Origin of the sequence: Pseudomonas sp. PS01301 (assembly GCF_029960215.1) — a bacterium.
GTDB classification, from domain to species: Bacteria; Pseudomonadota; Gammaproteobacteria; order Pseudomonadales; family Pseudomonadaceae; genus Aquipseudomonas; species Aquipseudomonas coleopterorum.
Genome location: NZ_JASCPM010000002.1, coordinates 76,730 through 99,901, shown reverse-complemented (window position 1 = coordinate 99,901; position 23,172 = coordinate 76,730). Strand labels below are relative to the sequence as shown.

Below are 23,172 nucleotides of genomic sequence, written 5' to 3'. Positions count from 1 at the left end.
TCGAAAGCTCTCATTGGGCAGCCTTTGCGCCGAATCCTATAGTGCCGGCACAAGAATGCGGCGCGCACTGGCGACCGCGCATCACCCCGCAGCCCGTGAGGATGCAATGGACCTGATCATGAAAACCGACGCCGCCCCCGTGCTGCGCTTGAATGCCCTGGACGATGTGCTGATCGCCAGACGGCCCTTGCTGGAAGGCGAAGTACTTGAGCAGGAGGGCATCACCGTTCGGCAATCGATCGTTCCGGGCCACAAGGTTGCCTGCCGCCGTATCGAAGCCGGTCAACCGGTGAGGCGCTATGGGCAGATCATCGGTTTCGCCATCGCCGCCATCGAACCCGGCGATCACGTCCATGTACACAACCTGGCCATGGGTGAGTTCTCGCGTGATTACGCATTCGGTGTCGATGTACGGGCTGCGTCGACGCCAACCCGGATACCCACCTTCATGGGCATCGTACGCCGCGACGGACGCGTGGCGACGCGCAACTACATCGGCATTCTCACGTCGGTGAATTGCTCGGCCACGGTGGCCCGCGCCATCGCCGACCATTTCCGCAGGGACATCAACCCTGCTGCCCTGCAGGGCTATCCGAACGTGGACGGCGTCGTGGCACTGACCCACTCGGCCGGTTGTGCGGTCGATGCCTCGGGCGATGGCCTGAGCCTGCTGCGGCGGACGCTGGCCGGCTACGCGACCCATCCCAACTTCGCAGCAGTCCTGGTCATCGGCCTGGGCTGCGAGACCAATCAGATCGACGCCTTGCTCAGCACTCAAGGCCTCTCGCGCAGTGACACCCTGCGCACATTCAGCATTCAGGATACTGGGGGCACCTCCAAATCGATTGCCAAGGGAATCACCCAGGTCCAGGCACTGCTCGTCGAAGCCAATCGGGTCCAACGCGAGCCGGTCGGCGCGCAGCACCTCACCGTGGGGCTGCAGTGCGGCGGTTCGGATGGCTACTCGGGCATCACGGCCAATCCCGCGCTGGGCAATGCGGTGGATCGGCTGGTGGCCTGTGGGGGCACCGCAATTCTTTCCGAAACGCCGGAAATCTACGGCGCCGAGCACCTGCTCACCCGTCGAGCCGTCAGCCGCGAGGTGGGCGAAAAGCTGATCGCGCGAATCCACTGGTGGGAGCACTACTGCGCGCGCATGGGCGCCGAGTTGAACAACAACCCCTCGGCGGGCAACAAGGCAGGCGGCTTGACCACCATTCTTGAGAAGTCGCTGGGCGCGGTGGCGAAGGCCGGCTCGAGCAACCTGACCGATGTCTACGAATACGCGCAAACCGTGACGGCCCATGGCCTGGTGTTCATGGACACCCCTGGCTACGACCCGGTGTCCGCCACAGGGCAAGTGGCCGGCGGGGCCAACCTGATCGCCTTCACCACGGGCCGCGGATCGGCCTATGGATGTGCGCCCGCCCCCTCGATCAAGCTGGCGACCAACAGCGCCCTGTGGGCTCGACAGCGCGAGGACATGGACATCAATTGCGGCGAGATCGCCGAAGACAAACTGACCATCGAAGCCTGCGGCGCGGCGATATTCGATGCGATGCTGCGTATTGCGTCAGGCGAGCGCAGCATGAGCGAGCAACACGGGTACGGACAGAACGAGTTCGTGCCGTGGCAGATCGATGCCGTGACCTGAGTGTGCACCAATGCTTTCGACACCGCGCCTATCATCACCGGACATTGGGTAATCATGGCCACACACATCAAAGGCTCCACTCGACTCTACGGATTGGTCGGCCATCGGTTGGCCGCCGCTAAATCCCCACAGCTGCTCAATCCCGTGTTCATGGACCAGGGCGAAGACGCGGTCTGCATTCCGTTTGAGGTAACGCCCGATGGCTTGTGCAACTTCGTGATCGGCGCCAGAGCCTTGAACAACCTGGCAGGTCTGCTGGTCACCATGCCACACAAGCAAAGCATGTTGGCCCTGGTCGACGAGCTTCACCCAACGGCTCGCCAAGTGGGTGCGATCAACGTGGTCCGATGCGAAAGCGATGGACGCTGGGTCGGTGCGGTGTTCGACGGCCTGGGCTGTGTTCTGGGCATGCAACAGGAAGGTCACGAGCCTGCGGGCAAGAGCGTGCTGTTGGTGGGCGCGGGCGGCGCCGGCCGCGCGATTGCCTTCGCTGTCGCAGGCGCGGGCGCCCGGTCACTCACGGTGTGCGATGCCGACGAGCAGCGAGCTCGGAGCCTGGCCGAGTCCGTGGCGGCAGAAACGGGCTGTGCCACACGTGTGGGCCCACCCGACCCGCGCGGTCACCATATCGTGATCAACGCAACACCTCTGGGCATGGGCGCAAACGACCCCCTGCCCGTCGACCCGGAACGGCTCGAGCCCGACATGCTGGTCGTCGACATCATCAACTCGCCCCACTCGACACCCCTTTGCCGAGCGGCGCGCGAGAAAGGCTGCAGCACCCAGGACGGCGGCCATCTGCATCGCGGCCAGGCACGCCTGGTTCTGCGCTTCCTGGGATTGAATCAGGACGAGGATGGCGAACCTGGTGGCTTGCCTCCAGAACACGCTCGACCGGATCAGGCCATGACTCGAGCGTCATGAGGGCTGTGCTCGTTCAGGCCAGCGGCGGGACAGCAGTGATGCCGGTTTGCGCCGTCATGCGTCGGCTGTCGATCCGCCAGCTTCGGAATACTGCACACACAGCTGGTTCTTGCCACTGCGCTTGGCGCGGTACAACGCCTCGTCGGTGGCCTTGATCCAATCGCGCTCGCTGGCGTATTGATGGGAGTACGGCACCAGGCCGATACTCAGCGTCACCTCGATGGTCACGGTCGCATCAACCCAGTCGGAAAACTGCCTGCGGATGTCGTCCAACCGCTGAGTGGCTTCACCCAGGCTCATATCGAACAGCAGCAGACAGAATTCATCGCCACCATAACGCCCAGGGGCAGCCGATGCGCCCAGTCCTGAACGCAGCAGATTGGCCAGACGGCCGATGATCGCGTCGCCCATCAGATGGCCGTGCTCGTCGTTGATGCGCTTGAAGTTGTCGATGTCTATCAACGCCACCATCGCGATGACCTCACCTCGTCGGCATCGAGGAAAGATCTCTACCAGCTTTTCCATCCACGAAGCGTGGTGCAGCAGGCGGGTCATGCCGTCCAGCTTGCTGATGAGCTTGAAGGCTTTCTTGTGCACCGCCAGTTGCACTGAAACGGCGTAGCTGGCGCGGGCCACGATCAGCGGATAGATGATCAGCATTGGCAGGCAGGCCAGTTGCTGCAGCGCACTGGTCGCCAACGACAACTCGAAGCCCCTCAGGCCCAGGGCCAGAAGCAGCCCCACCCCCTGCAGCCCGACAGTGATCCGCAACAGGCGCCATCCGCCCGCCGCCATCGCGTTCATGGCGACCATGGACAGCAGCAGCACGGATGGCAGCAGGTTCAGCGCCATTAGCCCCGCCCAGCCGCCGGCGAACAGGCCATCCAGCGCGAGGCTGCGCAGTTCGACCGCGAACGGATCTGCGGCTCTGCGTGCGAGCAGGTAGGCAAGAGTCGGCCAGACCATGAGGTTGGTCAGCATTGCGCCCCACACCCACATCGGCGTGTCGGGGTCGACCCCCAGCACCGTACCGATGAACGTTGCACTCAACAGGCAGCCAATGGAACGGGGCCCGTAGATGCGGCGTGCAAACGTTTCTCCCAACTCACGACGACTGAGTGGCATTCCAAGGCTCTCCGGCGCTGCAATCGATGTGCCCTATCAGAGCTTGGCAGTGCCGGTGATCCGCCAAGAACTTCAGGTCAGGCGGGGTGGCACTTTGGCATCGATTTTATCGCAAGCCGAGGATGCAGTCAGCAGCCATTCGGTAGACACAGACAGGTTGGCGACGAACGCCGGACCGCCCCTTCACTGCGCCTGGCCGTAGTCCTCATCGGTGACCTGCTCCAACCACTCCACGACATTGCCGTCCAGGGCTTCGGCAATGGCAATGTGGCTCATGCCGGTATCTGGCGTTGCGCCGTGCCAGTGCTTGACCTGAGGAGGAATCCACACGGTGTCGCCGGGACGAATAGATTGCCGAACCTGACCCTCCTGCTGCACGTAGCCGGCGCCTGCGGTCACGATCAGCGTCTGCCCCAGTGGATGGGTGTGCCAGGCAGTCCGCGCACCCGGATCGAAGGTCACGGTGGCGCCGCCGATGCGTGCGCCGTCGCTGCCTTTGAACGGCGCATCGACGCGCACCTTCCCGGTAAAGTATTCAGCGGGTCCGACGGCGGACGGCTGGGAACCTGCAGGCGTGACGGTGATATTCATGGGCTGAGCTCCTTCACTTTCGAAAGCTGACAAGGACAATGAGAGCGCTACGGTCGCGAGTGTTTTCATCGAGCGTCCTTTTGGAGTTCGTGCGAGGGCTTCCAATTTACCGGTTACCTGCCCGTTCGATTAGTCGTAGGAAGCTGCATGCATAAGTGAGCGGAGCTCATCAATGTGTCGGGAAGACGCCCATGGTCTGCTCGCCTTTCTCGCGTTAATCGATAAGCGAGGTTGCAGCCTCCGGCCGCAACAGGTGGTTACGTCGTACCACCTTCAGCAAAGTGACAAGCGGCGCCGGCCGCATTACATTGACTGATATACACTGCTGATATCAACCTCAGGAGCTCCCCAATGAGCCGGATTTTAGCCGATCTCACCCCCAAGCAAATCGAAGACCTCAACCATCTGGCTTCGGCTCTCGATACGTCCCGTGCCGCACTGATCCGGGAAGCTGTGGCTACCTTCGTGGCTGCCAAACGCGAAGAGCTGAAGCACCCTGCGCCAGATGTTTTCGGGCTTTGGAAAGATCGGGACCTGGACAGCCTTGCTTATGAGCAGGCGCTACGCAACGAATGGTGAGATCCCTGTTCGACACCAATATTCTGATCGATCACCTATGCGGCAGGCCCATGGCAGGCCAAGTGATTCAGGCCGCGCACAGACCCATGATCAGCCTGATTACGTATATGGAAGTACTGGTAGGCGCAACTGACTCCAAGGAGGCCGAGACGCTACGCCAGTGGATGGAGCTATTCGAAGTCGTACCCGTCTCCCTCGATATCGCCCATGACGCTGTAACACTGCGTCAACAGCGCCGCATCAAGTTACCTGACGCGATCATTTGGGCCAGCGCGCGCTTGGCGGGGGCCACCCTGGTCACTCGTAACACCAAGGATTTTCCCGAGACGGAACTGGGCGTGCAGGTGCCGTATCACCTGTAGCGTTTTCAGGAAGACAGCACCGAAGCCCCGCTGTGGCGCCGAGCTGACTCGGGACTGAGGCTCAAGGCAGCGGCACAGACTAACAACTGTTAGGTCATCTATTGACGGTCTATATGTGAAGGGCTATGTTCCACCTACCTAACACACGTTAGGTAAGAACATTTTCTCCTCAGGACTCGCCCATGACCACCAAACCGCAGCTCTTCACCTCCCCTTCCGCCTTCCCCAATCCGCAACGGCTGCGGTTGTTCATGCACGAGAAAGGCATCGCCGATCAGTTCGACGAGGTCATCTACGACATGGCTCCGGGTGGGCAACAGCGCGGCTGGCGCCACCTGAACATGAACCCGTGGGGCGAAACGCCGACGCTGCAACTGGCCGATGGCAGCTACCTGGCCGAAACGGCGGCCATCGCCCGTTATCTGGACCAGACTTATCCAGGCCGCAAGATCATGGGCGACAGCGCGCTGGAACAGGGTCTGGACACCATGTGGGACAACCGCATCTGGGTGCACATCCTCTATCGCATCGTCACCGCGTTCCATGTGTTGCACACCGGGCTGGGGTTCAAACTCGAACTGACCAAGAACGAAGCATGGGGCGAGCATTGCCGCAAAGAAGCGCTGGCCCATGCGGCCCTGGTAAACCGTCATCTGGCCGATGGCCGTGAATGGCTGCTGGGCGGCGCCGAGCCGACGTTCGCCGATATCACCCTGGCCACTGCCATCGCTTTCTCCAAGTTCCCGGTCAACGCCACCCCGCTCGACGAGCGTTTCGAACACCTGGACGCTTACTGGCAGCGCTGGCAGCAGCGCCCGGCCTTCAAGGCGGCCTACGCGGATCGCAGCAGCGGCATCCCGGAGCTGGATTCGCCTGCTGCGTGAGGTGGCGCAAGGGGTATCGATAACCGCGACCGCCAACCCTTGGCGGTCGCGGTGTGAGTCATGCCGGTCCCTTTTGTTTTAAGATGACCGGCTTCCCCGAGAACACGTCCGACGTACACAAGGCACGACAATGAGCATCAACGCCCGCGAGGCCATACTTCTGGCTGCCCGCAACATTGCCCAGTCACAGGGCTACAACGGCCTGAATTACCGCGATTTGGCCAGCGCCGTGGGCATCAAGCCGGCCAGCATCTATTACCACTTCCCCAGCAAGGCCGACCTGGGCATTGCCGTGGCTCGACGGTACTGGGAAGACGGAGCGGCGGCACTTGAAGTCATCTGCGAGCAAACCCCGAACCCTCTGCAGGCACTGCAACGCTTCCCGGAGATCTTTCGGCGCTCGCTCGAGGCGGATAACCGGCTGTGCCTGGGCAGCTTCGTGGGGGCCGAGACCGATAATCTTCCCCCTGCCATGGCCGAGGAGATCCAGGCGTTTGCCCAGGTCAACATCGCCTGGCTGAGCCGTCAGCTGGTCGCTGCACAAGTGTGCGACGCGGGCGACAGTGACGCGCGGGCACGGGCCATTTTTTCGGCCGTGGCCGGTGCCCAACTCATTGCCCGAAGCCGGGCGGACATCTCGTTGTACGACACGCTGATCCAATCCTATCGAGCCTATGGGCCACTGCCGGCGTGAAGCCGCAATCGATTCAACTCCGCGCTGCGGAAATAAAAGCGGTTACTCATCGGCTTTCCCGACTATTTACTAAACATTGATTGAGCTTTGCGATGAGCGGTCGATACCCCTTGAAGAGGGATACATCCAATCCGAGGGTAACAACGTGTTCAATTCAGCGCTGAAACGTAAGTTGCAATCCCAGGACGCTGAAATCATCAAACACCAAGGATTGGTGAATGCTCTGGACCGCTCGATGGCAATCGTCGAGTTGGGTCTGGATGGCAAAGTCATTCGTGCCAACGATAACTTCTTGAGAATCATGGGCTATCGCGCCGAGCAGATTCTCGGCGTGGCGCATTCGGATCTTTGTCCGACCGCGTTGGTTCGCAGCTCGGCGTATAACGAGTTCTGGGGCCGTCTTCGAGCCGGGGAGTTCGTTTCCGGCACCTTCCAGCGGATCGGTGCAGACGGCCGGAAGGTGTGGCTGGAGGCCAGTTACAGTCCGGTGCTGGATGAGCAGGGAAAAGTCTGCAAGGTCGTCAAGTTCGCACTGGATGTCACGCAAAAGGTGCTGCAGGATGCCGAGGCCAACAGCAAGCTCAATGCGCTGGATCGAGCGATGGCGGTCATCGAGTTCGACCTCAACGGCAATATCATTCAGGCCAACCAGAACTTTCTGAATACCATGGGCTATGTCCAGACTGACCTGAAAGGTAAGCATCACAGAATGTTCTGCGAAGCCGATCTGGTCGGCAGCAGTGAATACACTGACTTCTGGAAACGACTCAACTCCGGAGAAGTCTTCAGTGGTCAGTTCAAGCGCATCGGCAAGCACGGAAGGACGCTGTGGCTTGAAGCGACCTACAACCCCGTCTTCGATGCGGATGGCACGCTGACCAAAATCGTCAAGTTCGCCAGCGACATCACCGAGCGCGTGGAGAAGTTCGAGGAAGACTCGCGCAGCGCTTCGCGCGCCTACCATATCTCCGCCGAAACCGAGAAAGTCGCCGAGCAGGGCGCCGAAGTCATTCAGCAGACGGCGGTGGAAATGCGCCTGATCGCCGACCATATCGAGTCCTCGGCGCGCCTCGTGGGCCAACTGGGTGATCGCTCGGAGCAGATCACGGCGATCGTCAACACCATCCGCAGCATCGCTGACCAGACCAACCTGCTGGCCCTCAACGCAGCCATCGAAGCGGCGCGCGCCGGCGACCAGGGTCGCGGCTTTGCCGTGGTGGCCGACGAAGTCAGGCAACTGGCGGGGCGCACCAGTCGGTCGACCAGCGAGATCGCCGAGATGATCGGCAAGATTCTGGCCGAGACCCGGGATGCGGTGACCAGCATCAACTCCACCCACGAAGGCGCGCAACGCGGTGTCTTGCTGGCGGAACAGGCCGGCCTGGTCATTCTGCAAATCCGCACCGGTACCAGCGATGCCGTGGAGGCGGTCAGCATGTTCGCGTCCAAACTGGATGAATCGGAGGTGATTCCAAAGACGGCAGTTGGCTGGATGGGTTGATTCACATAAACACATTCGAATGTGTTAATGTATGGCCACTTTCAGTAGCCCTACGGAATCACCATGACCGACGCCAGCTTGTTCACCCCTCTCACACTCGGTGGCCTGACGCTCAAGAACCGCATTGCCCTGCCCCCTCTGACGCGGTCCCGGAGCAGCCAGCCGGGCGACGTCCCCAATGCCTTGATGAGCACCTATTACCGGCAGCGCGCCAGTGCCGGGTTCATGATTACCGAAGGCACGCAGATAGAACCACGCGGCCAGGGTTATGCCTGGACGCCTGGCATCTACAGCCAGGAGCAGATTGCCAGCTGGCGACAGGTGACCCGCGCCGTTCATGAAGAAGGCGGCGTGATCTTCTGCCAGCTCTGGCACGTCGGGCGCGTGTCCCATAACAGCCTGCAACCTGACAACCAGGCACCCGTCGCGCCCTCCGCCATTACAGCAACGGCGGTGAAAGTGTTCATCGAGACCGGTCCTGAAACGGGCGAGCTGGCAGACCCCAGCCTGCCTCGCGCACTGTCCACGGCAGAGGTCAAAGCGCTGGTGGAGTTGTACCGCGTGGCCGCCGTGAACGCGAAGGAAGCAGGCTTCGACGGCGTCGAACTGCATTCGGCCAACGGTTACCTGCTCAATCAGTTCCTGTCCGAACACACCAACCAGCGCACCGACGAATACGGCGGCTCTCTGGAAAACCGTCTGCGTTTTCTGCGTGAAGTGACCGAAGCGGTAATCTCAGTGTTCGGCCGCGAGCGTGTCGGCGTGCGTTTCGCACCGCTGTTCGAAACCACCGAAGAGGCCCGTGTCTACCTGGGCCTGGTGGAAAGCGATCCTCATGCCACCTACGTTCAGGCGGCGGCCATGTTGAATTCGCTGGGGATCGGTTACCTGTCCATTGCCGAAGCCGATTGGGACAATGCTCCGGAGTTGCCTGTGAGCTTCCGCCAGGCACTGCGCGAGACCTTCGACAATCCGATCATGTATTCCGGCTGCTACACCCGGGAAAAAGCCGAACGGGTGCTCGCTGACGGTCATGGCGATCTGTTCGGATTCGGCCGCACGTTCATCGCCAACCCGGATTTGCCGAAGCGCTTCGCGCACGGCGCACCCCTCAATCCGGTCGATCACGCAACGCTCTATGGCGGTGGAGAACGGGGTTACATCGACTATCCGTTCATGACCCCTTAAAATAAGTGCTTCCGGGCGGGGTCACCCTCGCCCATCCACAGGGTCAGGCATCCACATGACGGCGTTGAACGAGGCATTGAAAGTTCTATCCAGCCCTACGCGGCGAGCCGTCCTGACCTGGCTCAAGGATCCTCATCGATCGTTCGCAGGCTACAGCCAGCTGTACGATTTCAGTGTGCACGGCGTCTGCGCCAGCCTGATTCAGGACAAGGCCGGGCTGTCGCAGCCGGCCACCTCCATCTGCCTCAAAGCCTTGCTCGACCAAGGTTTCGTCGAAGCCAGCAAAGTGGGCAAATGGACCTACTACAAACGCAACGAGGAGCAGATCACGGCGGCGATGGCCGGGTTGCTGACCGATCTGGAAGTCGACATCGCGGATCGATAGCGCACGCTCCATCATGCCGAGTTCTGGTCCTGCGCTTCGCGCCCTCTTTTGAAATCCATGATCTGGGGCAGGTTGTCCTCGATCCAATCCACCACCGTTTCCAGCTTCGTAGCGGCCTGAGTGCCCAGCGTCGTCAGGCTGTACTCGACGTACGGTGGTACCACCGGCAGCGCCAGACGCTGCACCAGTCCGTCGCCTTCGAGCCGTTGCAACGTCTGCGCGAGCATCTTCTCGCTCACGCCGCCGATCTTGCGACGCAGCTCGCTGAAGCGATGGGTGCCACCCAGCAGCACCACCAGCACCAGCACGCCCCAGCGACTGGTCATGTGCTGGAGGATCTCCCGCGAAGGACAGTCCGCCTGCAACACTTCGCCGCGACGCAGCTTCTCGGCAAACCGGTGCGAATCGCTTTCAGCATGAGACATGGCACTTACCTTTTCGTACGTACTTACTTTTCGTAAGCTTCTATTCTAGCATCGGATTTTCTTCAACGAGAATCGAGGTGCTTTCATGATCGCCATTACCGGTGCAACGGGCCAACTGGGCCGCCTGGTCATCGATGCATTGCTGAAAAACCAGAAACCGTCAGCCCTGATCGCGTTGGTGCGTGACCCGGCCAAGGCGCGCGACCTGGCCGCCAAAGGCATCGACGTGCGGGCAGCGGACTACAACAAGCCCGACACCTTGCTCAGCGCGCTGACAGGGGTGGAGCGTCTGCTGCTGATCTCGTCCAGTGAAGTCGGGCAACGCCGCGCACAGCATCGCGCCGTCATCGAAGCCGCCCGGTCGGCAGGCGTGAAATTGCTGGCCTACACCAGCCTGCTGCGTGCCGACACATCGACGCTCGGCCTGGCCTCGGAGCATCGCGATACCGAACAAGCACTGGCCGAGTCTGGCCTGCCCCACGTCATCCTGCGCAATGGTTGGTACAACGAGAATTACACGGCCGGCGTTGCACCGGCTGTCGAACACGGCGCGATTCTGGGCAGCGCGAGAGACGGCCGAATTTCCTCGGCAGCCCGTGCCGACTACGCCGAGGCCGCAGCAGCGGTGCTGACCCGCGACGACCAGGCCGGCAAGGTCTACGAACTGGCTGGCGACGACAGCTACACCCTGGCCGAGCTGGCCGCCGAAGTGGCGCAACAGTCAGGCAAGGCCGTCGTCTACAACGACCTGCCGCAAGCGCAGTACCAAGAGGCGCTGGTCAGTGTCGGCCTGCCTGTCGAATTGGCGGCGATGCTGGCCGACTCGGACGCCTGCGCAGCCAAAGGTGACCTGTACGACAACAGCCGGCAGTTGAGCCAACTGCTGGGTCGCGCCACGACACCGATCGCCCAGTCGGTCAGCGCCGCCCTGAAACACTGATCAATGCTTCAGGGATCGGCAGGGGCAAGGGCGAGTTTGAAGCAGCGCCCCTGCCCGCCTGCCTTCAATGACCGCTGACCACCTGCGCGGAAACCCGGCCCCCTCCGGCAAATCCATGCACTCGCGCCTGGTAGGCAATGCCCAGGCCGATGAGCGTCAAGGCCAGCAACACCCAGGGAAACGTACCCACACCCCAATGGCCCAGCAAGACGCCCCCCAGTAACCCACCGCCTGCAATCGCGCTGTTCCACACCACGACATTCATCGACAGGGCAACATCGGCGCCCCGGCCCGCGGAGTCGGCCAGTGCCGTCTGCAACAGGGTGGCGGCGCCGCCAAACGTCAGCCCCCAGATCGCCACGCCCAGATAAATCGCGATCGCCGAGGTCATGAACAGGCCGAGGAATACCGCAACGGCGGCAAAGCTGGCCAGACTGAACAGGACCGCTGGGCGCAGATGACGATCGACCAGGCGCCCCGTCACCCAGATGCCCGCCAGCGCGGCGATGCCGAAGGCCAGCAGGACCAGATCGACATCGTTGGCCAGCCCCGCCTTGGCTACGAAAGGTGCGATGTAGGTATAGAGGATGTTGTGCGCCAGCATCCAGGTGAACACCACGCCCAGCACCGGCCGCACCCCTGGGGTGAAAAAGACCTCGTGCAACGCCAGCCGCTGAGTCGAGGACTGCCCCGGATAGTCCGGCACCTTGACCAGCACCCAGCCGATCAGCACCAGCGTCAAGACGGACATCAACGCAAACGCCATGCGCCAGCCCATGAAGCCGCCCAGCCAGGTACCCAGGGGCACGCCCAGCGACAGCGCGATCGGCGTGCCGATCATCGCCACGGCCAGCGCCCGGCCCTGCAGTTGCGGCACGACCATGCGTCGCGCATACCCGGCAATCAAGCTCCAGGCCAGACCTGCCGACACACCCGCAAAGAACCTGGCAACCAAGGTCAGTGCGTAATGGGACGACCAGGCCGTGATGGAATTGAACAGTAGAAATCCTGCGATCGTCAGCAGCAGGACGGTTCTGCGCCGCCAGCTCTGCGTCGCGATGGTCAACGGGATGGCCGCCAGCAATGACCCCAGGGCGTAGACGGTCACCATCTGGCCGGCCAGCGACGGCGAGATGCCCAGGCCGCTGCCGATCTGCGGCAGCAGGCCAGCGGGCAGCGTCTCGGTGACGATGCAGATGAAACCGGTCATCGCCAGGGCCAGTAAAGCGCCGAGCGGGAGTGTGTCGCGTTGTGTTTCATCCGTGGTCATCCGGTGTGCTCCTCTGGATTTATATATCGATCGATACAAATCTAAACAAGCCGCTCAGCGTGGTCAACCACTTATGTATCGTTTAGTATCTATGTACCAACGAAGGAGATCCGACATGGCCCAGATGGGACGTCCTCGCACGTTCGACCGCGACGAGGCAATCACTCAGGCGATGCACCTGTTCTGGGAGCATGGCTACGACGCCACCTCGCTCAGCCAGCTCAAGGCCAGCATTGGCGGGGGTATCACCGCGCCCAGTTTCTACGCCGCCTTCGGCTCCAAGCAGGCGCTGTTCCATGAGGTTGTCGAGCGCTATCTCGGCACCCATGGCCGCGTCACGGAAAGCCTGTTCGATCCCGCCCTGCCTCCCAGGACGGCCATCGAACTAACCCTGCGCCGCTCGGCCAGCATGCAGTCCGAGGCCGGTCACCCAACCGGATGCCTAGTCGCTCTGGGGCTGATGAGCGCCTGTTCGGCCGAGAGCAAAATCATCTCCAAGCCGTTGGTGAACGCAAGAAATGCCAACCGGGCCGGCCTGCGCGCCTGCGTCGAGCGCGGAATCAACACCGGTGAGCTCCCGAAAACCGTGATCCCTGAAGTGCTTGCCACCGCGTTCGACAGTTTTCTGCTGGGCCTGTCGACCCTGGCTCGCGACGGTGTGACGGCGGCTACCCTGGACGCAGCGGTCGATCAGATGATGGGACTGTGGGACAGCCTGAGCACAGGTCACGATGCCTGATCGCTGTTCGGCTCAGCCCCGACAGCGTTGCGACGAACGCCGGCCTCTGTGATTTTCCCTCCACGCCATTACTGAGCGTCATTCACTACTTCATCCCGCCTATCGACGTTATCGCCACTCGCCTGATGCCTTAACCTTGAAGGGTGTAGGGGATCTGCTTCAGCAGCTGCTGGATTCACCTGCCTCAATCCGACGTGTCCTTTGCGTGGGTCATTGTTGTTCGTGCCGACGGGCATTGCTGAAGGAGAGAGTGATTTGGATCATCTGCAGCCCAAAGAAGGCCTCAGGCTGTCTCGCCGACAGGTATTGGTGGGAACGGCAGGCTCGGCCGTGTCGATGGCCCTCTCGGCTGCGCCCGTGAACGCCGTCGAGCCGGGCAAGACGGCCCCGCACGCACCGGCGAGCTCTTCTGTGACCTTCACGTTGAACGGTCGCCGGCAGACCCTTGAGGTGGACAACCGAACCACGTTGCTGGATGTGTTGCGCGAGCGCCTGAAACTCACCGGGACCAAGAAAGGCTGCGACCATGGCCAATGCGGTGCCTGCACCGTGTTGGTGGAGGGACGCCGGATCAATGCATGCCTGAGCCTGGCGGTCATGCATGAAGGCGACAGCATCACCACCATCGAAGGCCTGGGCACGCCGGAGCGTCTGCACCCGATGCAGGCCGCCTTCATCAAGCATGACGGCTATCAATGCGGCTACTGCACGCCTGGACAGATCTGCTCGGCGGTGGCGGTGCTGGCCGAATTGAAGGCCGGCATTCCCAGTCACGTCACCCAGGACCTGATCGCGCCGGTCGAGCAGACCCCAGCCGAACTGCGTGAACGCATGAGCGGCAACATCTGCCGCTGCGGCGCCTACTCCAACATCATCGATGCCATTGCCGAGGTTGCGACGGGGGAAACCGCATGAGGTCATTTACCTACGAACGTGCGACGTCGCCCGAGCACGCTGTCGCGGCAGCAGCGGCCAACCCCGCAGCGCGCTTCATTGCCGGGGGCACCAATCTGCTGGATTTGATGAAGCTGGAGATCGAAACCCCACAGCACCTGATCGACGTCAACGGCCTGGCCTTCGATACCCTCGAGGCCACGCGCGAGGGTGGTTTGCGCATCGGCGCGCTGGTGCGCAACACCGACCTGGCTGCCGCGCCCGAAGTCAGGCGCAACTATGCCGTGCTGTCCAGGGCCTTGGTGTCGGGCGCATCCGGGCAGCTGCGGAACAAGGCGACCACGGCGGGCAATCTGCTGCAGCGAACGCGCTGCTCCTACTTCTACGACACCAACCAGCCCTGCAACAAACGCCGTCCCGGTACCGGTTGCTCAGCGCTGGGCGGCATGAGCCGTCAGCAGGCCGTGATCGGTGTCAGCGATGCCTGCATCGCCAGCCATCCCAGCGACATGGCGGTGGCCATGCAGGCACTGGATGCCGCTGTCGAAACCCTGAACGCCAGCGGCCAGACCCGCACGTTTCCGCTCGCGCAGCTCTACAAGGCGCCCGGCGATACGCCTCACCTGGAGTACACCTTGACCCCGGGCGAATTGATCACGGCGGTCATCCTGCCCAAACCGGCAGGCGGCAGACATATCTACTACAAGGTCCGTGACCGCGCCTCGTACGCCTTTGCCCTGGTCTCGGTGGCGGCAGTGGTGCAGCCGGATCGAACGGGACGGATCGCGCTCGGAGGCGTCGCCTACAAGCCATGGCACGACGTCGCCGCAGACGCGTTGCTGCCTCAAGGCGCAGCCGCAGTGAGCGCCCGCCTGCTCGGCGACGCCCGCCCCACGGCGCAAAACGCATTCAAGGTGAAACTCGCCGAGCGCACGCTGGGTCTGGCACTGGCTCAAGCGTCGTCGTAACGCCGCCCATTGCATGTCGCGCTGGCCGACCGGCGAACCGAACAGGAAGATTGCCCATGAAATTCGATACGCCCGCGACGACCAATCCGATCGATCAGCTCAATGTCATCGGCCAGCCCAAAGACCGCATCGATGGCAGGCTCAAGACCACCGGCACTGCCACCTACGCCTATGAGCAGAATGCGGCGGTCACCCATCCTGCCTATGGTTATGTGGTCGGGGCGGCGATCAGCAAGGGGCGCATCTCGTCGATCGACTCGGAGCAAGCCAGGCTGGCATCGGGCGTGATCGCTATCGTCACTCATGAAAATGCCGGCAAGCTGGACAGGGGCGAGTTCTATGTCAGCCGGGCGCTGGGCGGCCCCCAGGTGGATCACTATCACCAGGCCGTGGCCATCGTGGTGGCCGAAACCTTCGAACAGGCTCGCGCGGCGTCTGCACTGCTGCGCATCTATTACGTTCGGGAGGCTGGACAGTTCGACCTGAAAGCGCAGAAAGACGCGGCGCAAACGCCGCCGCCCGCCGCCTTCGGTCCCCCCGCGCAAACCGACGTCGGCGATTTCGACGGCGCGTTCCAACGCGCGGCGGTGCAACTCGACGAAACCTACAGCACCCCGGATCAAGCTCACGCCATGATGGAACCCCATGCCACCATCGCTCAATGGCAAGGCGATCAGCTGACCCTCTGGACCTCGATCCAGCAGATGAACTGGGGCGTTCGCGACTTGGCCAAGACACTCGGCATCGCCAAGGAGCAGGTCCATTTGATCTCGCCCTACATCGGCGGCGGTTTCGGCGGCAAGGGTACGATCCTGTGCGACGCGGTGCTGGCGTCGCTCGCGGCCAGAGAGGCGCGGCGCCCGGTCAAGGTCGCCCTGCCCCGGCCGCTGATGTTCAACAATCTGACCCACCGCCCGGCCACCCTGCAGCGTATACGCATCGGTACGGACAGCAATGGCAGCATCACTGCCATAGGTCACGAGAGCTGGTCGGGCAATCTGCGCGGAGGCCGTACCGAACCGGCGACGGCGGCGACCCGCTCGCTGTACGCAGGCGCGAATCGTCTGACGCGCCTGAAACTGGCCGTCCTGGATCTGGCCGAGGGCAACGCCATGCGCGCGCCCGGTGAGGCGCCGGGCATGATGGCGCTGGAAATCGCCATGGATGAAATGGCCGCCAAGCTGAACATGGACCCTGTCAGGTTTCGGGTCATGAACGATACGCAGGTCGATCCCGAACAACCCACCCGACCCTTTTCCAGGCGTCAATTGATCAAGTGCCTGACCCTCGGCGCCGAGCGCTTCGGGTGGAGCAGACGGCGCCCGGCGCCGGCTCAGGTCCTGGAGGACGGCTGGTTCATCGGCATGGGGGTGGCCTCGGCCATCCGGGGCGCGCCGACGAGCAAATCCGCCGCTCGCGTACGAGTCGACCGGCAAGGCCGGGTCACCGTGGAAACCGACATGACGGACATCGGCACCGGCACGTACACCATCATCGCCCAGACCGCCGCTGAAATGATGGGTGTGGATATCGATCACGTCGAGGTCCGTCTCGGTGACTCGCGATTCCCCGAGTCCGCCGGGTCAGGCGGCCAATGGGGGGCGGCCTCCTCCACCGCGGGTGTCTATGCCGCCTGTGTGAAGCTGCGCGAAGCCGTTGCGCAGAAACTCGGCCTGGACCCACTGACAGCCGAGTTCGTCGACGGCCAGGTGCGCGACGCCGACGCCAGCTTTGCGCTGGCCAGCGCTGCAGCGCACGGCGATATCGAGGCTGAGGATCTGATGGAATATGGCGATCTGGCCAAACGCTTCTCCCAGCAGACGTTCGGTGCGCACTTCGTCGAGGTCGGGGTGAATGCAGCCACCGGCGAGATTCGCATCCGCCGCCAACTGGCGGTGTGCGCCGCCGGCCGTATCTTGAATCCGAAAACGGCACGAAGCCAGATCATCGGCGGCATGACCATGGGCGCCGGCGCGGCGTTGATGGAGGACATGGTGGTGGACCATCGCCTGGGTTTCTTCGTGAATCACGACCTGGCGGGTTACGAGGTCCCCGTGCACGCCGACATTCCCCATCAGGAGGTCATCTTTCTCGATGAAGTCGACCCGTACGCGACGCCCTTGAAAGCCAAGGGCGTGGGTGAGCTGGGCATCTCCGGTGCGGCGGCCGCCATTGCCAATGCCATCTACAACGCCACTGGGGTGCGGGTTCGGGATTATCCGATCACGCTGGACAAGCTCATCGATCAGTTACCCGCTTCTGTATGATCGCCCTTTCAAGTGCTCCGCTAGCGGGTGATCCATGCAACTGAGTCGTGCGAACCTGGCTGACATCATCTATTTCCTGGCCATTGCCAAGCACCAGAGCTTCAGCCGTGCGAGCGTCGAGGTCGGCATCAGCGCTTCGGCGCTCAGCCACGCCATTAAAGGCCTGGAGGCACGCCTGGGCGTTCGCCTGCTCAATCGCACCACCCGCAGCGTGACCCTTACCGCCGCCGGCGAAGAGTTGCAGGGGCTGGTCAGCCATCCACTGACCGACATCAGCAACGCCTTGGAGACCCTCAACCGGTTGCGCGACGAGCCCGCGGGTCGCATTCGTTTGAACGTCCTCAGCGATGGCGCGAAATTACTGCTTGGCCCTGTCCTGCCGGTGTTCGTGGAGCGCTATCCCGACATCGAAGTGGACCTGACCGTTACCAACCGGATGATCGATGTGATTGGCGAGGGCCACGACGCAGGCATTCGTTTCGGCGGCACGGTGCCCAGCGACATGATTGCGCAGCGACTGTCCCCGGACGTGCGCTGGAGCGTGGTGGGCACACCCGGCTATCTCGAGCGTTTCGGTGTGCCCACCCATCCCGAGCATTTGAAAGAGCATCGGTGCCTGAAGATCCGCCTCGGCAATGCGCGATTGTATGACTGGGAGTTCGTCAAGAACGGCCAGAAACTCGAGGTGCAGGTACCCGGCGCGATCACCATCGATGAAACCCGCGTCGGCGTTGCATTGGTGACCCGCGGAGCCGGTCTGATGTACGTACCTGAACGTGTCATCGCCCGGTACGTCGAGGACGGTACCGTGCAGGAGGTCCTGAAGGACTGGGCCCACACCGATCCCGGCTTCCACATCTACTACTCGAGCTTTCGACAGGTGCCCGTCGGCCTCCGGCTGCTGATCGATCTGATCCGGGAGCTGGAGCCCATGGGACCGCTGCCTTGACGCCAGGATCGTCGGGTGACCGGGCGGAATACGATCTGATTGCGCGCTAAATATATCGACGCTAACTTAGGCTCATTTGCAGTTCAGGATGATTCCATGAGCGTCGACGACAGCCGTCCCATTGCACCCGTCGCAGAGCGCAGCCACCTGTTGCTGGCCAACCAGCTGTGCTTTTCCCTGCACTCCACGTCGCTGATGATGACCAAGGTGTACAAACCGCTGCTTCAGGCCCTCCACCTGACCTATCCTCAGTACCTGGCCATGCTGGTGCTATGGGAGGAGGACGGGCTGACCGTGTCGGACCTCAGCGCCAGGCTGCTCACCGATCCGGGCTCGATGACGCCCCTGCTTAAACGGCTTGAAGCCGAAGGCTTGATCATGCGCACCCGCAGCAGGGACGATGAACGGGTCGTCCGGCTTGTGCTGACCGACGCCGGCAAGGCGCTTCGCCAGAAAGCCGAGAACATCCCGGCCTGCATTCTGGCGGCGTGCGGCATCGCGCAGCAGAAACTGGAAGCCCTGCAAGGGGAGCTTCTGACACTTCGCAGCCAGCTTCAGACGAGCCTGACTCCGCCAGATCAGTAAAAAATCCAGGCGAATCAGAGCGTTGTCGACGCGCATGAAAAACTTCGAAATATTATCTTGCGCACTAAGCATTAGCGCGATAAATTAATCCCAGCTGCCCAGCCCGCACAGGTAAAGCTGGCGGCACCTCAATCCTGTCCTGAAGAGATAAATCCATGAACGTTCTCTATACCGCAACCGCAACTGCCACCGGTGGCCGTGATGGCCGTGCTGTCTCCAGTGACAAGATCCTCGACGTGGCACTGGCAACCCCGAAAGAACTGGGCGGTGCCGGCGGTGCAGCGACCAACCCGGAGCAACTGTTCGCGGCGGGCTACTCGGCCTGCTTCATCGGCGCCCTGAAATTCGTCGCCGGCCAGAGCAAGCGCAGCGTGCCGGCCGACACCTCGATCACGGCCAAAGTGGGCATCGGCCAGATCCCCGGCGGTTTCGGTCTGGACATCGATCTGCACATCCACCTGCCAGGTCTGGAACAGGCCGACGCCGAAGCGCTGGTCGAAGCGGCCCACCAGGTCTGCCCGTACTCCAATGCTACCCGCGGCAACGTCGACGTTCGTCTGCACGTCACTGTCTGATGCACCCCTGCGATCGCTCTGATCGCAATGGCTGGCCCCGCAGTTCGCCTGAACTACGGGGCCTCCTTACACGCTACTGATGTGATATCGACGACAAGCAAACTTCGCTGTCCTGCCTCCTGCTTGCTGGCCTAGAATGCCGCAATGCCCATCTCCACTGTCTCCCTCGTATTATTCGCCGCCCTGTTGCATGCCGGTTGGAACGCCCTCCTGCGCGGTGGCGCGGATCGGCTGTGGTCGATGACCGTCATGTGCCTGGCCGTGGCCGCGACCTGCATCGTGCTGGCCTTGTTCATGCCTGTCCCCGCCCAGGCAAGCTGGCCCTATGCCGTGCTCTCGGGCGTGCTGCACGTGGGCTACAACCTGTTTCTGGTGCGCAGCTACCGGATGGGCGACCTCGGGCAGACCTATCCGGTTGCCCGCGGCTCGTCGCCGATCCTGATCGCGCTGGGTGCAGCGATATTCGCCGGCGAGCACATCCAGGCCAGTGCCTTGGCCGGCATCTGCCTGGTCTCGGGCGGGATCATTCTGCTGGCCTTCAGCAAGGGCAAACTGGCCGTTCCCAGCTTGCCGTACGCCCTGGGCACTGGCGCGTTCATCGCGGCCTACAGCGTCACCGACGGCATCGGTGCGCGCCTGTCCGGCGCCCCCATGGCCTATACCGTGTGGATGTGTGTGCTGTGGGGGGTGCTGATGCCGATGGTGTATATCGGTCGGCGCGGAGCGCGCAGCCTGTTTGCCTATCGTCCGGGAATGGCGACGGCTGCCGCCGGTGGCCTGGTGTCGCTGCTGGCCTACGGCATCGTCATCCAGGCGATGACCGATGCGCCCATGGGCATGGTCTCGGCGCTGCGCGAGACCAGCGTGCTGTTCGCGGCCTTGATCGGCTGGTTCTTCCTGGGCGAAAGCCTGACCGTGCGCAAGGTGCTGGCGTGTACGATCATCGCCGCAGGCACCATCATCATCGGCTGACCGCGCAGGCTTGGTATCACCCGCTCGCCGCCCCTTCGAACGGCATCAGTTCCACCACCCACTCGATGAACACCCGAAGTTTCAAGCTGATGTGTCGATTGGGCGGATAGGCGATGTACATCGGCATGGACTCCAGTTGCCAGTCCTGGAACAACGCAACGAGCTCGCCGCGCGCCACGGGTGCGCTGGCCATGTACTCCGGCAGCCACAAGACACCCATGCCGGCCAGCCCGGCAGCCAGATAGGCATTGCCGTCGTCGACCGAAAGCACCGGTTGGCCGCGCACCGTCATGCGCTCGCCGTCGCGCTGCAGGGTGTAGGCCAGCGCCCTGCCCGTCCGCGCCCAGAGAAAGCCGATCACGCGGTGATCGGACGCTTCCAGATCGCCGGGATGCTGGGGCGTGCCGAGTCGGCGCAAATAGCCGGGCGCTGCATAGACCCCCAGTTGCAGGTCGCCCAGGCGGCGCGCCATCAGCGATTGATCGGTCAGTTCACCACCGCGCACGACACAGTCCACGTTCTCGCCGATGATGTCGACCATACGGTCGCTGACGCCCATGTCGATCTGGATATCCGGATAGCGGCGATGAAACTCGGGCAGGGCCGGCATCAGCACATGGCTGGCGAAGGGACTGGGCACGTCGACCCGCAGCCTGCCGCGCGGCACGGTGGCGGCACTGGACAGACCGGTCTCGGCGTCGTCCAGATCGGCCAGCAGACGCACCACCCTGTCGTAGTAGGCGGCCCCGTCGGCGGTGACGTTGACCCGGCGCGTGGTGCGGTTGAGCAGCTTCACCCGCAGACGCGCTTCGAGCTGCTGCACCAGCTGGGTCACCGTGGTCTTGCTCATGTGCAGGGTGTGCGCCGCCTGGGTAAAACTGCCCGTCTCCACCACTCGCGCGAACGCCTGCATGGCATCGAAACGGTCCATCGGTACCTCGTTGTCAGGAGCCATTGTTTGGAAAACGCAAACAGTCCTGGTCAGACTTGCTCGTTTATCCCGCCAGGGCAAGCCTCTACTGTTTCCTTTCGATAGATAACGGGTCGCCCGGCCCGCTTACGGAGGCAATCCCATGACTCAACGTGACGTCGTTTTTCCAGTCGGCCGCCAGGCTCTCTATGAACGCAACCGCTATTCACCCGCCGTTCGCAGCAATGGGCTGCTGTTCGTGTCCGGCCAGGTCGGCAGCCGCGAAGACGGCTCACCCGAGCCGGACCTGCGAGACCAGGTGCGCCTGGCCTTCCAGAACCTCAACGCCGTGCTGCACGCAGCGCAATGCACTTTCGACGACGTGGTAGACGTGACGGTGTTCATCGTCGATCCGCAATCCCGGTTCGAAACCATCTGGGAAGTGGTGCCTGAATACTGGGGCCAGGCGCCTTTCCCGAACATCACCTGCGTGGGGGTGACGTGGTTGTATGGCTTCGATTTCGAGATCAAGGTGATAGCGAAGTTGCCTGAGGTTTGAAGGGACCAGGGCGATAAGCGTGCGTTGTATCGGCGTCATGGCGGATAAAAATGAAAAACAAGACTCGAGACGTTCAGAAGAGTCCTACGTCATGCCTGTGAGGTATGCATGTCATCGGGTCTGGATGGAGTTTGCGCGAGATAGTTTCGAATGTATTCGAGTACCTGATTTGCACCCGAGTGAGAGTCGATCATATCGATCGGACGTTGATCGCCCAGATAGGGGTTCACTTGCTCCATCCATTTGAATACAGCTGCCTTGCTTCCGCGTACAGGGGCAGCCAACTCCAGAATCGCTTTGAGCAACTCAGGTTGGGCATACCAGGATTCAGGCTTTATGGTCGCCTTTCTCCCCGGAATGACACGGGGTAATTGGCAAGTTGCCAGCTCATGAGGATTGATATGCTCCCGTTTCCAGCGGGCAAGCTTCACCAGATCGGTATTGGGAGGGCGGCGCTGGTCGATGGTTGGCACGACTACACCGATCAGCACGGTGGTCTGGGCTCTGATCATTTGCAGCGCTGGAGCGATATCGGTGTCGTTGGTGACGATGACGGCGTGGTCAATCTGGCCAGTAATGGCGTCATGATAGGCTTGCAGAGCGAGGTTCACGTCACTTTGCTTTTCTTCGACTTCCCAGGCCTGTACCTCCCGGCACTCGCGTGGAGCACGGTTCGGGCAATCAGGATCGACGACCTTCACCTTCATCTTGTTGACCGCGTAGTAACCTTCGACCAACTCGACACGCGTTTCATATAGCTTTCTCAACGCAGTGTGATAACGCGCTTGCGACGAAACGGAATCGGCCGCGCGAGCGACTGACTCGACGATTTTCGCGGTAAAGAACTTTATTGAAGGGGATTCAAGCAGGATCGATTGTCTGATGCGGCCCTCTTCATCCTTCACCAGTGCCGACGGGAGGATATGTCTTTCGAAGAGAGGCAGCAGATCCAGCCACTTGTAAGGGGTGCCCCGCAGACATCCGTAGTAAAAGTTGTATCCATCAATGTAAATGCGAGTGCGCAGAGGCTCCGGCTGGGGCGGTAGCTGCATTTGCCATACTCCAGAAACGAAAAAACCGGCTCGCGCCGGCTTTTTCCTCCTCCAACCAGATGGCCAAACCACGCCAGTCACGAGGATTAGTTGTTGGAAGCGATTATCGGCCAGTACCGAATGTGATGCAAGCCAATCGAGCAAACCGTTCCCCTATCACCCGCGCCGGAAGGATGAATC

At 62.1% G+C, this 23,172-nt stretch carries 25 protein-coding genes; 19 read left to right on the top strand and 6 right to left on the bottom strand.

Features of this window, described 5'->3' with window-relative positions:
* Positions 1 to 106: 106 nt before the first annotated feature.
* Positions 107 to 1,654, top strand: a complete 1,548-nt coding sequence (locus QMX89_RS01475; RefSeq protein WP_282346183.1) for an altronate dehydratase family protein — start codon at positions 107 to 109, stop codon at positions 1,652 to 1,654.
* Positions 1,655 to 1,708: 54 nt separating this feature from the next.
* Positions 1,709 to 2,578 carry a shikimate dehydrogenase gene (locus QMX89_RS01470; protein ID WP_282346181.1) on the top strand — a complete coding sequence of 290 codons (870 nt, stop codon included), beginning with the start codon at positions 1,709 to 1,711 and terminating at the stop codon, positions 2,576 to 2,578.
* Positions 2,579 to 2,632: 54 nt separating this feature from the next.
* Here the strand turns inward: QMX89_RS01470 and QMX89_RS01465 are convergent, their stop codons facing one another.
* On the bottom strand, positions 2,633 to 3,703 hold the full coding sequence (locus QMX89_RS01465; RefSeq protein WP_282346179.1) for a diguanylate cyclase: 1,071 nt from the start codon (positions 3,701 to 3,703) through the stop codon (positions 2,633 to 2,635).
* 183 nt (positions 3,704 to 3,886) lie between these two features.
* Positions 3,887 to 4,363, bottom strand: a complete 477-nt coding sequence (locus tag QMX89_RS01460; protein WP_282346177.1) for a cupin domain-containing protein — start codon at positions 4,361 to 4,363, stop codon at positions 3,887 to 3,889.
* A gap of 282 nt (positions 4,364 to 4,645) precedes the next feature.
* On the opposite strand from QMX89_RS01460, the gene QMX89_RS01455 reads away from it, so the two are divergent.
* The 7 genes from QMX89_RS01455 (at position 4,646) to QMX89_RS01425 (ending at position 9,887) form a co-directional block, all read left to right on the top strand.
* Complete coding sequence (locus tag QMX89_RS01455; RefSeq protein ID WP_122741936.1) at positions 4,646 to 4,873, top strand: ribbon-helix-helix protein, CopG family; 228 nt, start codon at positions 4,646 to 4,648, stop codon at positions 4,871 to 4,873.
* Positions 4,867 to 5,235: a type II toxin-antitoxin system VapC family toxin gene (locus QMX89_RS01450; protein WP_282346174.1), complete on the top strand. Its 369-nt coding sequence runs from the start codon at positions 4,867 to 4,869 to the stop codon at positions 5,233 to 5,235. The genes QMX89_RS01455 and QMX89_RS01450 overlap by 7 nt, the downstream gene beginning before the upstream one ends.
* Positions 5,236 to 5,417: 182 nt before the next feature.
* A complete protein-coding gene (locus tag QMX89_RS01445; protein ID WP_056842998.1) occupies positions 5,418 to 6,119 on the top strand; it encodes a glutathione S-transferase C-terminal domain-containing protein in 702 nt (233 codons plus the stop codon).
* 130 nt (positions 6,120 to 6,249) lie between these two features.
* Positions 6,250 to 6,813, top strand: a complete 564-nt coding sequence (locus QMX89_RS01440; protein ID WP_049859223.1) for a TetR/AcrR family transcriptional regulator — start codon at positions 6,250 to 6,252, stop codon at positions 6,811 to 6,813.
* A 145-nt stretch (positions 6,814 to 6,958) separates the two neighbouring features.
* Positions 6,959 to 8,314, top strand: a complete 1,356-nt coding sequence (locus QMX89_RS01435; RefSeq protein ID WP_282346169.1) for a PAS domain-containing methyl-accepting chemotaxis protein — start codon at positions 6,959 to 6,961, stop codon at positions 8,312 to 8,314.
* 63 nt (positions 8,315 to 8,377) lie between these two features.
* Entirely contained in the window at positions 8,378 to 9,502 is a 1,125-nt protein-coding gene (locus tag QMX89_RS01430) for an alkene reductase (protein WP_282346167.1), read from the top strand.
* 55 nt (positions 9,503 to 9,557) lie between these two features.
* Entirely contained in the window at positions 9,558 to 9,887 is a 330-nt protein-coding gene (locus QMX89_RS01425; protein WP_049859220.1) for a helix-turn-helix transcriptional regulator, read from the top strand.
* A gap of 11 nt (positions 9,888 to 9,898) precedes the next feature.
* On the opposite strand, the gene QMX89_RS01420 is transcribed toward QMX89_RS01425, so the two are convergent.
* The gene (locus QMX89_RS01420) at positions 9,899 to 10,312 is read right to left on the bottom strand and encodes a helix-turn-helix domain-containing protein (protein WP_282346162.1); all 414 of its coding nucleotides are present in this window, start codon (positions 10,310 to 10,312) and stop codon (positions 9,899 to 9,901) included.
* 85 nt (positions 10,313 to 10,397) lie between these two features.
* On the opposite strand from QMX89_RS01420, the gene QMX89_RS01415 reads away from it, so the two are divergent.
* Positions 10,398 to 11,252, top strand: a complete 855-nt coding sequence (locus tag QMX89_RS01415; protein WP_282346161.1) for an SDR family oxidoreductase — start codon at positions 10,398 to 10,400, stop codon at positions 11,250 to 11,252.
* A gap of 64 nt (positions 11,253 to 11,316) precedes the next feature.
* On the opposite strand, the gene QMX89_RS01410 is transcribed toward QMX89_RS01415, so the two are convergent.
* Positions 11,317 to 12,522 carry an MFS transporter gene (locus tag QMX89_RS01410; protein WP_282346160.1) on the bottom strand — a complete coding sequence of 402 codons (1,206 nt, stop codon included), beginning with the start codon at positions 12,520 to 12,522 and terminating at the stop codon, positions 11,317 to 11,319.
* A gap of 115 nt (positions 12,523 to 12,637) precedes the next feature.
* On the opposite strand from QMX89_RS01410, the gene QMX89_RS01405 reads away from it, so the two are divergent.
* The 8 genes from QMX89_RS01405 to QMX89_RS01370 all read left to right on the top strand — a co-directional run bounded on the left by QMX89_RS01405 (position 12,638) and on the right by QMX89_RS01370 (position 20,471).
* Positions 12,638 to 13,261, top strand: a complete 624-nt coding sequence (locus tag QMX89_RS01405; protein ID WP_282346157.1) for a TetR/AcrR family transcriptional regulator — start codon at positions 12,638 to 12,640, stop codon at positions 13,259 to 13,261.
* A 255-nt stretch (positions 13,262 to 13,516) separates the two neighbouring features.
* A complete protein-coding gene (paoA, locus tag QMX89_RS01400) occupies positions 13,517 to 14,176 on the top strand; it encodes an aldehyde dehydrogenase iron-sulfur subunit PaoA (RefSeq protein ID WP_282346155.1) in 660 nt (219 codons plus the stop codon).
* On the top strand, positions 14,173 to 15,123 hold the full coding sequence (locus tag QMX89_RS01395; RefSeq protein ID WP_282346153.1) for a xanthine dehydrogenase family protein subunit M: 951 nt from the start codon (positions 14,173 to 14,175) through the stop codon (positions 15,121 to 15,123). The genes paoA and QMX89_RS01395 overlap by 4 nt, the downstream gene beginning before the upstream one ends.
* A gap of 56 nt (positions 15,124 to 15,179) precedes the next feature.
* Complete coding sequence (gene paoC / locus QMX89_RS01390; protein WP_282346151.1) at positions 15,180 to 17,390, top strand: aldehyde oxidoreductase molybdenum-binding subunit PaoC; 2,211 nt, start codon at positions 15,180 to 15,182, stop codon at positions 17,388 to 17,390.
* Positions 17,391 to 17,424: 34 nt separating this feature from the next.
* A complete protein-coding gene (locus QMX89_RS01385) occupies positions 17,425 to 18,339 on the top strand; it encodes a LysR family transcriptional regulator (protein WP_282346149.1) in 915 nt (304 codons plus the stop codon).
* Between the two features lie 96 nt (positions 18,340 to 18,435).
* Entirely contained in the window at positions 18,436 to 18,924 is a 489-nt protein-coding gene (locus tag QMX89_RS01380) for a MarR family transcriptional regulator (RefSeq protein ID WP_056843011.1), read from the top strand.
* A 155-nt stretch (positions 18,925 to 19,079) separates the two neighbouring features.
* Complete coding sequence (locus QMX89_RS01375) at positions 19,080 to 19,499, top strand: organic hydroperoxide resistance protein (RefSeq protein WP_049859210.1); 420 nt, start codon at positions 19,080 to 19,082, stop codon at positions 19,497 to 19,499.
* Positions 19,500 to 19,643: 144 nt separating this feature from the next.
* Complete coding sequence (locus tag QMX89_RS01370) at positions 19,644 to 20,471, top strand: EamA family transporter (RefSeq protein WP_056843013.1); 828 nt, start codon at positions 19,644 to 19,646, stop codon at positions 20,469 to 20,471.
* A gap of 16 nt (positions 20,472 to 20,487) precedes the next feature.
* On the opposite strand, the gene QMX89_RS01365 is transcribed toward QMX89_RS01370, so the two are convergent.
* On the bottom strand, positions 20,488 to 21,402 hold the full coding sequence (locus QMX89_RS01365; RefSeq protein WP_282346140.1) for a LysR family transcriptional regulator: 915 nt from the start codon (positions 21,400 to 21,402) through the stop codon (positions 20,488 to 20,490).
* Between the two features lie 142 nt (positions 21,403 to 21,544).
* Between QMX89_RS01365 and QMX89_RS01360 the strand changes: the two genes are divergently transcribed.
* Positions 21,545 to 21,940 carry a RidA family protein gene (locus QMX89_RS01360; protein ID WP_049859207.1) on the top strand — a complete coding sequence of 132 codons (396 nt, stop codon included), beginning with the start codon at positions 21,545 to 21,547 and terminating at the stop codon, positions 21,938 to 21,940.
* Positions 21,941 to 22,029: 89 nt separating this feature from the next.
* Here QMX89_RS01360 and QMX89_RS01355 read toward each other — a convergent pair whose 3' ends face one another.
* A complete protein-coding gene (locus QMX89_RS01355) occupies positions 22,030 to 22,992 on the bottom strand; it encodes an antitoxin Xre/MbcA/ParS toxin-binding domain-containing protein (protein WP_282346132.1) in 963 nt (320 codons plus the stop codon).
* Positions 22,993 to 23,172: the final 180 nt, after the last annotated feature.